Source organism: Halalkalibacterium halodurans (assembly GCF_004376175.1).
In the GTDB taxonomy this organism is placed as follows: domain Bacteria; phylum Bacillota; class Bacilli; order Bacillales; family Bacillaceae_D; genus Halalkalibacterium; species Halalkalibacterium halodurans.
Map to the genome: position 1 here is coordinate 16,360 of NZ_SNUY01000033.1, position 12,025 is coordinate 28,384.

At 42.2% G+C, this 12,025-nt stretch carries 13 protein-coding genes; 5 read left to right on the top strand and 8 right to left on the bottom strand.

Going from position 1 to position 12,025, the window contains the following annotated elements; all coding sequences use genetic code 11:
• Positions 1-6: 6 nt before the first annotated feature.
• Positions 7-228: a hypothetical protein gene (locus E2L07_RS11765; protein WP_134229647.1), complete on the bottom strand. Its 222-nt coding sequence runs from the start codon at positions 226-228 to the stop codon at positions 7-9.
• 119 nt (positions 229-347) lie between these two features.
• Here E2L07_RS11765 and E2L07_RS11770 point away from each other — a divergent pair, with 119 nt between their 5' ends.
• Positions 348-707 (top strand): YhjD family protein, encoded by a 360-nt coding sequence (locus tag E2L07_RS11770; protein ID WP_134229648.1) that lies wholly within the window; start codon positions 348-350, stop codon positions 705-707.
• Positions 708-825: 118 nt separating this feature from the next.
• Here E2L07_RS11770 and E2L07_RS11775 read toward each other — a convergent pair whose 3' ends face one another.
• The 7 genes from E2L07_RS11775 to E2L07_RS11805 form a co-directional block, all read right to left on the bottom strand.
• A complete protein-coding gene (locus tag E2L07_RS11775; RefSeq protein ID WP_134229649.1) occupies positions 826-1,992 on the bottom strand; it encodes a cation:proton antiporter in 1,167 nt (388 codons plus the stop codon).
• A gap of 5 nt (positions 1,993-1,997) precedes the next feature.
• Positions 1,998-2,486 (bottom strand): cation:proton antiporter regulatory subunit, encoded by a 489-nt coding sequence (locus tag E2L07_RS11780; protein ID WP_134229650.1) that lies wholly within the window; start codon positions 2,484-2,486, stop codon positions 1,998-2,000.
• Between the two features lie 209 nt (positions 2,487-2,695).
• The gene (locus E2L07_RS11785) at positions 2,696-3,058 is read right to left on the bottom strand and encodes a response regulator (protein WP_010899113.1); all 363 of its coding nucleotides are present in this window, start codon (positions 3,056-3,058) and stop codon (positions 2,696-2,698) included.
• A gap of 23 nt (positions 3,059-3,081) precedes the next feature.
• Positions 3,082-3,549: a chemotaxis protein CheW gene (locus E2L07_RS11790; RefSeq protein ID WP_010899114.1), complete on the bottom strand. Its 468-nt coding sequence runs from the start codon at positions 3,547-3,549 to the stop codon at positions 3,082-3,084.
• A gap of 15 nt (positions 3,550-3,564) precedes the next feature.
• Entirely contained in the window at positions 3,565-5,613 is a 2,049-nt protein-coding gene (locus E2L07_RS11795; RefSeq protein WP_010899115.1) for a chemotaxis protein CheW, read from the bottom strand.
• Positions 5,614-5,772: 159 nt separating this feature from the next.
• A complete protein-coding gene (locus tag E2L07_RS11800) occupies positions 5,773-7,404 on the bottom strand; it encodes a putative bifunctional diguanylate cyclase/phosphodiesterase (protein ID WP_010899116.1) in 1,632 nt (543 codons plus the stop codon).
• Between the two features lie 38 nt (positions 7,405-7,442).
• Complete coding sequence (locus E2L07_RS11805) at positions 7,443-8,273, bottom strand: HAD family hydrolase (protein WP_010899117.1); 831 nt, start codon at positions 8,271-8,273, stop codon at positions 7,443-7,445.
• Between the two features lie 257 nt (positions 8,274-8,530).
• Between E2L07_RS11805 and phnD the strand changes: the two genes are divergently transcribed.
• The 4 genes from phnD (at position 8,531) to phnE (E2L07_RS11825) (ending at position 11,951) form a co-directional block, all read left to right on the top strand.
• The gene (phnD, locus tag E2L07_RS11810; RefSeq protein ID WP_010899118.1) at positions 8,531-9,472 is read left to right on the top strand and encodes a phosphate/phosphite/phosphonate ABC transporter substrate-binding protein; all 942 of its coding nucleotides are present in this window, start codon (positions 8,531-8,533) and stop codon (positions 9,470-9,472) included.
• A gap of 118 nt (positions 9,473-9,590) precedes the next feature.
• The gene (gene phnC, locus E2L07_RS11815) at positions 9,591-10,367 is read left to right on the top strand and encodes a phosphonate ABC transporter ATP-binding protein (RefSeq protein ID WP_053430617.1); all 777 of its coding nucleotides are present in this window, start codon (positions 9,591-9,593) and stop codon (positions 10,365-10,367) included.
• Positions 10,360-11,151, top strand: a complete 792-nt coding sequence (gene phnE / locus E2L07_RS11820) for a phosphonate ABC transporter, permease protein PhnE (RefSeq protein WP_134229651.1) — start codon at positions 10,360-10,362, stop codon at positions 11,149-11,151. The genes phnC and phnE (E2L07_RS11820) overlap by 8 nt, the downstream gene beginning before the upstream one ends.
• Complete coding sequence (gene phnE / locus E2L07_RS11825) at positions 11,151-11,951, top strand: phosphonate ABC transporter, permease protein PhnE (protein ID WP_053430615.1); 801 nt, start codon at positions 11,151-11,153, stop codon at positions 11,949-11,951. The genes phnE (E2L07_RS11820) and phnE (E2L07_RS11825) overlap by 1 nt, the downstream gene beginning before the upstream one ends.
• Positions 11,952-12,025: the final 74 nt, after the last annotated feature.

Genomic DNA, 12,025 nt, shown 5'->3' on the forward strand with positions numbered 1-12,025 from the left:
CGACAATCACCCACCTTTTTTCATTCCATCTGTCCGTTTAATAGACTGAATTTCTGTAAGAGCTAGATGATGTACACTTTTACCATCATCATCGTAGACAAGACATGCCCTTTTTTTTGAATCATAATGTAATATTCGGCCGATGACTTTTTGGTCACCTTCGAGCAAGGAGATGACAACAAGCTGATTTTCGTCAATCCAACGCTGTATAATTTCTAATTGTCTCATCTTGACCTATCGCTCCGATCTTTCTTCTTGTTTTTTAAATGGTACTTGTCATTGTAGCAGAAAAGGGGTACAATAAACAACGAACACATGTTCCTATTTTGATTTTGGAGGTGACTGGCATGTTAAATGAAGTACAGCGAAACCTTGTGCAACGCTATATTATTTTAACACTAGTTCGCCAAGCACTAGAGAAAGATTTTAACACGTTACAGGCTTCCTCGCTCATCTGTCAGGAGTTGCTTCATTCGTTTCTAACGGAACGTATGCATGAAGTAGGTCGAGAAATCGGGGCTCTCCAGCGTGATTTACGTAAACAGAAATTAACGATCAAAAAAGAAAAGAACGACGGATTTTTCACAAAATACAGTTACTACTTTAAAGGATATGAAGGGACTTTCTCATTGTTGAATGCCAGATTAAAACACGACACTCTCACCTATATGAAGCGACACCTTTTTAAACTGGAGACTAAACAGTAGAAGCTTGGCTTTCCCCTAAGTCTTAATTTAGCAGCGCTCGGTTATCTTATATTTTTTTGCTAGAAAATAACGTTCTTACTCAAAACAAAAACAAGGAAGAAAAGCCTTCCTTGTTTGTTTAGCTAGGAACTTGCCATTTTTGCTCTGTCTGCTTCGTCTTAAACAATCGTTTGGTAATAGCAGGGGCAGACTGAAACAAAACGATTCCAAGCATTGCGGAAGCAAGGATAAAAATACTCCCAAACGCTTGAACTGTACCTGTTGCTAAGGCTGCAATAATAATGGAAAACTCGCCCCGCTGTGTCAAAGACAGCCCTGCACGTAGAGCTACTTTTTTTGATAGACCGTACAGTTTACCACCAACCATTCCAACAATAATTTTTCCAACAATGGACCAAACAAGCAAGGTTATTAATAATCCAATCATCGGAACCCCTTCAGAAAAGGAAATGGTTGTCCCGAAGTAGAGAAAAAAGATTGGGAGGGTTAAGTCACGAAGCGGGACAACGAGACCTTCCAGCTGGTGGGATCGCTTCACTTCTGCCAGCATAATTCCTGCTAAAAACGCACCCAACACTTCTGACAATTCTAAGTAAAGGGCAAACCCTCCATAGGCTATCGCCACCCCCACGACAAAAAGAATAAACACATCACTGGATAAATGGCGATCAAAAAAAGGTCCCAACTTGCTAAATAAATATCTGCCTAACACAATAGCCACAATCGTCAAAAGAAAGACTTTACCCATTAACAATGCCAAAGCCCCACCAGTAATTTCTTCTCCTGCCGTTAGCCCGACTAAAACAGCTACAAGTACAGGAGCAACCAAATCTTCAAAAATCAGCAATCCGAGAATAAACTCTGATTCAGGGTTCGCCATCCGTTTAGAGCTTTCGAGCATTTTCGCTGTAATCGAAGAGCTAGTAGCATAAACAACCCCACCAATAAGAAGAGATGAGATGAGATCCAGCCCGAAAAGTAGGCAAATTCCTGTTGCAATTCCGAAGTTCAAAACGACATCGATCGATCCTGCTGGAGTCACTTTTTTCGCAACCCCAACAAGTTGCTTTAAAGGAAATTCCATGCCGAGCATAAAAAATAACAGAACGATTCCTACTTCACCTACAAAGTGTACCATGTGAGAATCTGTCAATAGTCCGCTGACAGCAATCCCGAGCAATATGTAAACGATCACCTCTGGTATTTTCCATTTTGCTCCTAGAAAACCTGTCACAAACAAAAGTAAGAGTACGAGGCCAGCACCAAGTAATTCTGGAATATCCAATAGACTTACGCCTCCCCTTCACAGAGACGCTCGAACCGATCAATTTGTTCTTGTTTTCCTACTGCAATTAAAACATCCCCTTGATAAAGAACTTCGTCAACTTCTGGGCTCGCCTGTACCTCACCCTCTCGTACAATTCCAATAACTGATACACCCGTTTTCTTACGAATGTTCGCCTCTCCTATCGTCTTATTGACAATGGGGGAATTCTTTTTCAATTCAATCCATTCCATCACCATTTTGTTTTTAATCATCTTCATTTTGTCATTATCCACCGGCTGAAACACAGCCCCAAGTAACTGTGCCCCTAACTCTCGTGTTTCATCAGCTGTTAAATTGATGGCAAAATCTGGTTCATCGTTGTCTTCATGGGCAAAAAAATAGAGCTCTCGCTTACCAGTATGATGAATAATGAGAACAATCATATTTCTTTGTGCTGTCATAAATGTCATTTTCTTACCGATTCCCGGTAAGTCAGCCATTTTCACTTCCATTCGTCACTACATCCTTTCTTTTTCCTAGATTACATTTTAACTACTCTACATCATTATAGTATACAAGCGTAGAAGCGTGCATTTATTTGGAACGTAAAACAAGAATTCTATAGCACCTTCTTTTTCTCATCTTTTAGGAAGGCAATCTTTCTTAAAGTTGAACAAAAAAGAAAACCCACATGAACAGCGAGTTTTCTTTAAGGTAGCTCTTATTTTCCTAGTACTTTGTTAATCGCTTCAATGACGCGATCTCCTTGAAATGGTTTAACGATGAAATCCTTCGCCCCTGATTGAATAGCGTCAATCACCATCGCCTGTTGTCCCATCGCCGAGCACATAATGACTTTCGCATCTGCATCATAAGCTTTAATTTCTTTCAATGCTTGAATGCCATCTTTTTCAGGCATCGTGATATCGAGTGTGACGAGGTCAGGTGAATGCTCTTTATATAATTGAACGGCTTCTTCTCCGTTCGCTGCCTCTCCTACGACCTCAAAATCGTTTTTCGTTAAAATGTCTTTAATCATCATTCTCATAAATGCCGCATCATCCACGACTAATACGGTTGCCATGTTTATCTACCTATCCTTTCATTCTACGTTGAGAGTTGTCCCTTTTTCCGTTGGATTACTTTTTCTAAGTTTAACAAAGTGAATAAACGATCTTCTTCTTTTACAACACCTCGTAAGTAATCTTCCTGTACACCACCAACCACTTCAGGAGTCGGCTCGATTTTTTCAGCAGGAACGTCGACGACATCATTAGCTCCATCTACAACAAAGCCAATTTCAACCCCATCATCGGCAATAACAAGTATCCGAGTGGAATCATCGTGCGCCTTTGCTGGTAATCCGAAGCGGGCTCGTAAATTAATGACTGGTGTAATCACCCCGCGGAGGTTCATGACACCTATAACATATGAAGGGGTTCCTGGGATTCGCGTCACTGGTTGCATCCGCTCAATGGACTGAATATAGTCCACTTCAATCGCATACTCTTCATCCCCTAATTGAAAAACAATAAGCTTTAAATCGTTTTTTGTTGCCATTTCGCTGGACACCATTTAACTCCCTCCTTGCTATTTGATAAGCGCATTTGTATCCACGATGAGTGCCACTTGGCCATTTCCAAGAATCGTTGCACCAGAGATTGCAAAAACATCAGTCAAGTAATCCCCAAGTGATTTAAGAACGATATCGTGTTGGCCAATTAATGAATCAACAACAAGTCCAGCAACCTTCTCCCCTTTATGTACGATCACAAGGGAATAGAGTTCATCAGCCTCACGTTTTTCTGGAACAGCAAAAATGTCCGAGAGGAAGACAAGTGGAACGACTTTCCCTCTAAAGTCAATCACCTTTTGGTTGTGGGCACTATACACTTCATTTTTGTTCACAATGGCAGTCTCCACAATCGAGGAAAGTGGAATCGCATATTTCTCATCCGCAACCTCGACGAGCATCACATCAATGATGGACAAAGTGAGCGGCAATTGAATAGAGAAAAGAGAGCCTTTTCCGAGTTTTGAGGTGACACTCACAACCCCTCCAATCGATTCAAATGTGCTTTGCACAACATCAAGCCCTACGCCTCGACCAGAAATGTCTGTAATTTTTTCAGCCGTGCTAAAACCTGGAGCAAATAATAGCTGGAACACTTGGGAATCGTTCATTTTGGCGGCGTCCTCTTCTGTTACGACACCGTTTGTCAGCGCCTTTTGTAGCACTTTATCACGATCGATGCCGGCTCCGTCATCCTCGATTTCAATAAATACATTGTTCCCACTATGGAATGCTCGGAGAATGACCGTCCCTTCCTCAGGCTTTCCTGCCGCACGCCGAACCTCAGGTGTTTCAATGCCGTGATCAATTGAATTTCGAATGAGATGGACGAGGGGATCACCAATTTCATCAATAATTGTTCGGTCCAACTCTGTCTCTGCGCCAACAATTTCTAAGTTTACTTTCTTGTTCAATTCTTTCGACAAGCTACGAACCATCCGCGGGAAGCGATTGAACACTTGCTCCACTGGCATCATTCTCATATTTAAAATGATTTCTTGCAAATCACCAGAAATTCTGGACATTCGCTCCACTGTTTCATTCAATTCATTTTGATTAAGTTCGCTCGCGATTTGCTCTAACCGCCCCCGATCGATGACTAGTTCTTCAAACAAGTTCATCAATACATCAAGCCGCTCAATATTGACCCGAACCGTTTTATTTACTTCCACGCCTTTTTTATCAGAAGGAGTCGTAGTTGCCGTTTTTTTCTCCGTCTGTTCTTCCGCTTTTTCAACGTCTACCTGCTTGTCCGATTGGGTGTGTTGCGTTTCTTTTAATGCTTGTAAGGCCTGTTTGTCGAGAGAGCAAATGTCGACAGCCGTAATTTCTGATACTTTTAAAATTCGCTGCCTCACTTCCTCGCCGTCCACTTTCGTAAGTAACGTTACTAGAAAGCGCTCATCAAATTTTTCCTCTTCTAGCTCTTCCGCAGAAGGTGTAGATTTGATCACTTCCCCCACTTGCTCAAGAACTTCAAACACCATAAATACTCGTGCTGCTTTAAGCAGCGTTTTCTCATCAAGAGTCACTTCAATTTGATAGGCTTGATACCCTTGTTCGAACGATTGATCCAAAACCGTCATTTCGAATTCATCGTACGACTCAATGATGGAACTACCTGAAAGCTCTAGTTGACCGGCAGCAGGACTCGGTGTGTGCACAGCTTTTCCAGCATCAGGAGTTTCCCCCTTCTCAATCTGCTCAAGCATCACGACGACTTTTGTAACATCTCGCTTTCCGTCTCCACCTGAAGCGATGTCACCAACCATCGCTTCTAAGTCGTCGACAGCCTCAAATACCACATCAAGTACTTCTGAGGTTGCGTCTAACTTTTGATTTCGAATTAGATCGAGGACATTTTCCATGTTGTGTGTCAAGTGGGCTAAATCCTCAAAGCCCATCGTAGCAGCCATTCCTTTTAACGTATGAGCCGAACGAAAAATTTCCCCGACAATTGAAAGATCGCTAGGTGAAACTTCCAACTTCAATAAATTGTCATTGATTGCCTGTAAATGCTCCTGACTTTCATCAATAAATACTTCTAAATATTCAGAGTGACTCAAGATTTTTCACCTCGATACGTATAGTCCTAGAAGACATAATACCATTTTACTAGATTATACATGAAACTTCTTTTATATTACCATAAATTTTGCGATTTCGAACGGTCACTCTCCATAAAAATAAGAAAAATAACCTAGGATCTTTGGCATTGTCTTATTTTAGCTCAATAAATATTTTTTAAATTCAGAAAAGGTTAACGGCTTCGCATGATAATAGCCTTGGACAGTGTCACACTTTTTCTCCTTCAAAAAAGAAAGCTGTTTTTCCGTTTCAACACCTTCCGCAACGACAGTTAAATCGAGCTCATGACCTAGGTGAATGATCATTGAAATGATGGCTTCCACTTGAGAGTTCACGCCAATCTCTGCAATAAAGGATTTATCAATCTTTAACTTTTGAATAGGTAACTGGCTTATATATTGAAGCGAGCTATACCCTGTACCAAAGTCATCGAGGCTTACTCGGATCCCTTGTGCCCTTAATTTTTGGAGTACTTTCATCGCACGATTCATATCTATTGTAATTCGCTCAGTGACTTCGACCTCTAACAAAGAGGGGTCTAAACCATATTTGTTTAAGCTATCTAAAATCATATCGACAATGTCTGGTTGTAAAAACTGCCTTAAAGAAAGATTGACTGACATTGGGACCGAACTAGCTTCTTTTTCAATAAGGAGCGCCTTTTGCTTACAAGCCTCATCCAACACCCACTTGCCGACAACTCCAATCAAACCAATTTCTTCAGCTACTGGGATAAAGAAATTTGGCCCTAACACTCCTAGAGCTGGATGATTCCAACGGACCAACACTTCTTCGCCACAATGCTCTCCCGTTGTCGTTTCAAAGATTGGTTGAAAGTAAAGCTCAAGCTCCTGATTTTCAACAGCTCGACGCAAATCATTTTCTAGCCGAAAAGGATGAATCCATTCGTCTTTCAACTCTTGGCAAAACCAGGAGACACAATTACCGCCTCGCGCTTTAGCATGTCGCAATGCGCGTTCTAATGAATTCCAGATCATCTCTACACTTTTTCCATCCATTGGATAAACCGCTGCCCCGATGCTGGCGGTCATCGTAAACTGCACTTCATCCACTTGAAATGGCTGCTGAATGATAGAGGAAATATAAGTTGCCAACGTTTCCTTTTTTGGCAGCTCCCCTTTGATCGCAGCACAGGCAATAAATTCATCTCCACTCACCCGTGCGATCCATTGCTGATTCGGTAGTTGCCAAAGCAACCTCCTAACGAGTGTTTGCAACACTTGATCACCATAACCTTCCCCTAACGAATCATTGACGAGCTTAAAACGGTCCAAATTAATAAGGAAAAGCACATACGTCTCTGCCTGATTTTCCTGAAAGGTACGTTCCATTAGGCGTGGAACTTCTTGACGAATCGGCACCCCTGTTAACGGATCCATCCCCTTGTCGATCAAAGGAGCAATGAACGCAATCACCTGCTTGTCAGGAAGAAGCTGCAAAGAGAGGCAAAAGGTTTCAAAGGTTTCTCCATTTCGTTTAATGAGTTCGACTTTCTCCACCTGCGATATTTTATTGACGGTAGCCAATGCTAAATAAAGAGATTCTCGACACTCTGATTCAAACAGTTGAAACACACTGCTTCTCTGATTTTGCTCCCAGTCAACACGAAGGGTTTCCATCGCACCTTCATTCATATTTAATAAGGCTCCCTCTTCATCCATCGTAAACATCGGTAACGGGACGTGGGCATATAAAATCGACTCTAGGTCTTTATGGAATGGTCTTGATTCGTTGGATTGGTTAGGCATACGTGCATCCCCTATCGTATGTATTGGTTTCTAAAGCTCTAGTTTTTGAACAATTCAACAACTGAACGAATGACAGTTAAATGGTCATGAGCAACTTCTGACGCTCTTTGGGGATGGATGTAAATGCCTTGCATGCCTAGTGTTAACGCTTGAGCGATCTCATTCATAAAATTATCCCCAACAGAGACAACTTGACTCATGTCCACTTCATACTGATGCACCACCTCTTTAAATATATCGGTCGTTCGCGTCGGTTTTTTTGCTGATGTTATAATATGGTTAAATACATCATGTAAATGAAGCTCATGTAGCAAGCGCTGAACATCTTCTCGGTCACTGTTCGTCACAAGGACGATTTCTTTTGTCGCCTTTAATTCAATCAATCCTTCACGCAAACCAGGAAGAGGAGTTAACTCAAACTCATCCGTCACCATATATTCTTTTGTCGCAACATAGCTTGCATAACAATCTTCGACACCATAATGCTTTGCTGTGACAAATGGATACCACCAGCCATCACCAACTGCAATGATGGTTTCAAAATCAAATGAAACAGGATCAGAATAAAGCGTCTCCCATTCTTCAGCTGGTACGTATGAGCCATCCCATGTTTGAACTGATTGGACAGAGATCGTCATTGGGTCAATCGTCAAAATATAATCACGTTTCACATCATATCCTTTTCCGATTTGAACAGGATGATGCCCATCTTTCATCGCCGTATAATCGCGCCAAAAATCTAACTGCTGGCTCTGCGGGACGTTTTGCTTTAAGTGGTTCGCATAATAATCAAAATGGTCTGTTCCTTCATATAATGTGCCATCCAAATCAAAAATGACAAGCTTACTTGACTTCAACACTGGATTCATATCTTTTGTTCCCTCACTTCATCTAAAAGTTCCTTATTAAGATCACTATAAGTTTTTACGACAAATCAAGCAAATAACTTTATCAAAAAAACGAATTTACGAATTACTTTATTAAAATAATGTAAAGTTAACATGTGAAAACGATGAACTTTGTGAATTCCGTAAAGTTACAAAATTCGCTAGCAATCTATTACACAATCTTATATAATTCAACTGTAACAAACTTTAAAAATACATAAAAAAAGGGGTTTTACAAAATGAAAAAAATGCTTTACTTTTTGGGAGTAAGCATGCTTGTTTTTGTCCTTGCTGCATGTGGAACTTCTGACGACGGCGACACAGCAGGATCTGGAGAGGCAGATGGCGCCGATGAAGCTGGTGAAATGCCGTCAGAGCTTATTATGGGATTTGTTCCATCCAGCGAATCTGATCAAATTGCCGATACTGTAGAGCCACTTGCTGAGCGTCTTTCTGAAGAGCTCGGTATTCCAGTTAGTGGACAAGTCATGACAAATTACACTGGCCTTGTTGAAGCCATGGGCAACGATCAAGTACACATTGGTTTCATTCCTGCATTCGGTTATGTCCTTGCAACCGATCGCTATCCTCAAGTCGAAGTCATCCTCAAGTCTGTCCGTAACGGCAGCGGTACATACCGTGCACAATATACCGTTCTTGCAGATTCCGATATTGAATCGATCGAAGACCTTGAAGGAAAAGTTTGGGTGTATAGTGACCTTGCATCAACGTCAGGATACTTATTCCCTGCCGCTCAATTAGTGACAGAATACGATGTCCCTGCTGATGGAATTGATTCATTTTTCGGTAATCAAATTCAAGCGGGTAGCCATGACAATGCCCTCATCACTGTTTTAGAAGGCGGTGCTGATGTGGCGACAACGTTTGAAGACGCCCGTGAAATCATCGAAGGCGACTATCCTGAAGCGATGGAAGATCTTCGTGTTATCGGATATACAGAAGAAATTCCAAACGACACTATTTCTGTTCTGAATACACTTCCTCAAGAGTTAATCGACCAAATTCGTGACGTATTCCTTTCATTCAATGAAGATGAAGACATGATCAAGATTTTGAATGACGTTTATCGTTGGGATGCTATTGAAGAAGCATCTGATGATGAATACGATATCGTTCGCGAAACGTATGAGCTATTCTCTGACCAAGTGTCATTAGATTAACGATCCAGCTCAAAGCTGCTTTTTAGACAAAGAAGAAGGGGAGTGGGTACCTCCCCTTCTCTTTTGTATGTAGGCGTTTGTCACTTTACTAGCATTTATGAAATGAGGGAAATGTCCGATGATAGAGTTTAAAAATGTGTCTCTCGTCTATCCAAACGGAACACAAGGGTTAAAAGGTGTAAACTTAAAAATTAACGAAGGAGAGTTTGTCGTCATTGTTGGCCTTTCTGGTGCCGGGAAATCCACGCTCATACGCAGCATGAATCGACTTGTCACCCCAACCGAAGGCGAACTTCTTATTGATGGTGAAAACATTCTTCCCTATTCTTCAAGACAGTTACGTAAGCTTCGCACAAAGGTCGGCATGATCTTTCAAAACTACAACCTTGTCAAACGTTCATCTGTGATGAAAAATGTCATTTCTGGCCGCCTCGGTCATGTTGGAACGTTCGCAAGCCTTTTAAACCTTTATCCGAAGGAAGATGTGGCACTTGCGTATCGCAGCTTGCAACGGGTTAACATTGCCGAAAAAGTGTATCAACGGGCCGATCAACTGAGTGGTGGTCAACAGCAGCGTGTCGCAATTGCTCGCGTGTTGACCCAGCAACCAAAAATAATTTTAGCCGACGAGCCTGTGGCAAGTCTTGATCCGCCGACTTCTCATCAAGTGATGACCTATTTACGCAAGATCAACAAGGAAGATAAAATTACAACGATTGTCAATTTGCATTTCATCGACATGGCGATGGAATATGCGGATCGAATTATTGGTATGCGTGCAGGTGAGGTCGTATTTGATGGACCTGCTAGTGAAGTGAGCGAGGAAACGTTCGAGGAAATTTACGGTAGAAAAATTCGTGAAGATGACCTAGTAGGAGGTCAGGACAATGAGTAAGCAAGAGGTTAAAGGAGTCATCTCGTCCAAGGCGAAGCTCCGGATGACCGTGCTCCTCGTTGCCATCGTCGGCATGTACGTGTTTACATCGGCACGAACAGGGTCTTCGATCCCTGATTTAATTTCAGGCTCTCCGCGTATTTTCTCTATGTTCGCAGAGTTGTTCCCACCGAACTGGGGATATGCCTCTCAAGTGTGGGGGTACTTGGCAGAGACTGTGCAAATGGCAATCATCGCGACAACCGTGGCAGCCATCATTTCCATTCCGATTAGCTTGCTATCAGCGGCAAACTTGTTTCCAAATCGGACCATTCATATGCCCGTTCGCTTTATTATGAATGTCTTACGGACGATTCCTGACATCTTATTAGCGGTCATTTTCGTTGGCATTTTTGGAATCGGTGTCTTTTCTGGAATTATGGCCCTTATTATTTTCTCGCTTGGCTTATTAGCGAAGCTCTTGTATGAGACGATTGAAGCGATCGATCTCAATCCGCTTGAGGCGATTCGTGCATCAGGAGGCAACACCATTCAAGTCATTTGGTATGCTGTCATGCCACAAGTCCTCCCTCAGTTTGTTTCGTTTAGCTTATATGTATTTGAAGTCAACGTGCGGGCGTCGGTTGTGCTTGGATTCGTTGGTGCTGGTGGAATCGGTTTGATTCTTCAACAGCAGCTCGGTTTTTTCAATTATCCAAACGTTTCCACGATCATTCTCATTATTTTCGCCGCCGTCGTTGTCATTGATTACATTAGTAATAAGATTAGGGAGGGACTTGTCTAATGAACCTTACGTTACCTCCAAAAAAACCGCGTTCTGCTGCGAAAACGATTCGTAACATTGCCGTTGCGATCGCGGTCATTGCGATTTATACTTGGACGTTTACCTCTATTAATATTGATTGGGGACGCATCTTTAGTGAACGAACAATCGAAAACATGGGGCGAGTGATTCCGCAACTATTTTCTCCTGACTGGCTCACCTATTCCAAGGTATTAAACGCGATGATGGAAACGTTGGCAATGGCTTATACCGGAACGTTGATGGCTGCCATTCTAGCAATTCCATTTGGCTTTTTTGCAGCCAGTAATATGGTAAAAAATAAGTTTTTCAACACGTTATCGAAGTGGGCTTTAGATGCAATCCGTGCATTTCCAGAATTAATGCTCGCGATCATTTTTATCGCAGCCGTCGGTCCATCGCCGTTTGCTGGGGTCTTAGCCATCGCGATTGGCTCGATCGGGATGCTCGGGAAGCTTTACTGCGAAGTGATTGAATCGATTGATATGAACGTCGTCGAAGCTCTTGAGGCCAACGGTGCAAATAAGCTACAAGTTCTCGTGTATGGGATCGTTCCACAAATCCTTCCAGAATTTCTATCCTACGCGATTTATCGATTTGAAATCGATGTTCGTGCCTCCACGATCTTAGGGATCGTCGGTGCCGGGGGGATCGGGATGCTCGTTTCGATTGCGACGCAAAACCGAAACTGGGATGAAGTCGGAATGATTCTTCTCGTCATCATCATTGTCGTCACATTGATTGATTACATTAGTGCGGCGATCCGTAAGCGAATTGTTTAACTTAACATCCGTGCATCACGAAGCTAGGCATCGGAATCTTCCTTTGCCTGGCTTCTTCTTTCGAAAGGAGGACT

Bases quoted from the DNA above. Each gene is read 5' to 3' on its own strand.
- E2L07_RS11765 (WP_134229647.1), bottom strand. From the start codon at position 228: ATGAGACAATTAGAAATTATACAGCGTTGGATTGACGAAAATCAGCTT.
- E2L07_RS11770 (WP_134229648.1), top strand. From the start codon at position 348: ATGTTAAATGAAGTACAGCGAAACCTTGTGCAACGCTATATTATTTTA.
- E2L07_RS11780 (WP_134229650.1), bottom strand. From the start codon at position 2,486: ATGGAAGTGAAAATGGCTGACTTACCGGGAATCGGTAAGAAAATGACA.
- E2L07_RS11785 (WP_010899113.1), bottom strand. From the start codon at position 3,058: ATGGCAACCGTATTAGTCGTGGATGATGCGGCATTTATGAGAATGATG.
- E2L07_RS11790 (WP_010899114.1), bottom strand. From the start codon at position 3,549: ATGGTGTCCAGCGAAATGGCAACAAAAAACGATTTAAAGCTTATTGTT.
- E2L07_RS11800 (WP_010899116.1), bottom strand. From the start codon at position 7,404: ATGCCTAACCAATCCAACGAATCAAGACCATTCCATAAAGACCTAGAG.
- E2L07_RS11805 (WP_010899117.1), bottom strand. From the start codon at position 8,273: ATGAATCCAGTGTTGAAGTCAAGTAAGCTTGTCATTTTTGATTTGGAT.
- phnD (WP_010899118.1), top strand. From the start codon at position 8,531: ATGAAAAAAATGCTTTACTTTTTGGGAGTAAGCATGCTTGTTTTTGTC.
- phnC (WP_053430617.1), top strand. From the start codon at position 9,591: ATGATAGAGTTTAAAAATGTGTCTCTCGTCTATCCAAACGGAACACAA.
- phnE (WP_134229651.1), top strand. From the start codon at position 10,360: ATGAGTAAGCAAGAGGTTAAAGGAGTCATCTCGTCCAAGGCGAAGCTC.
- phnE (WP_053430615.1), top strand. From the start codon at position 11,151: ATGAACCTTACGTTACCTCCAAAAAAACCGCGTTCTGCTGCGAAAACG.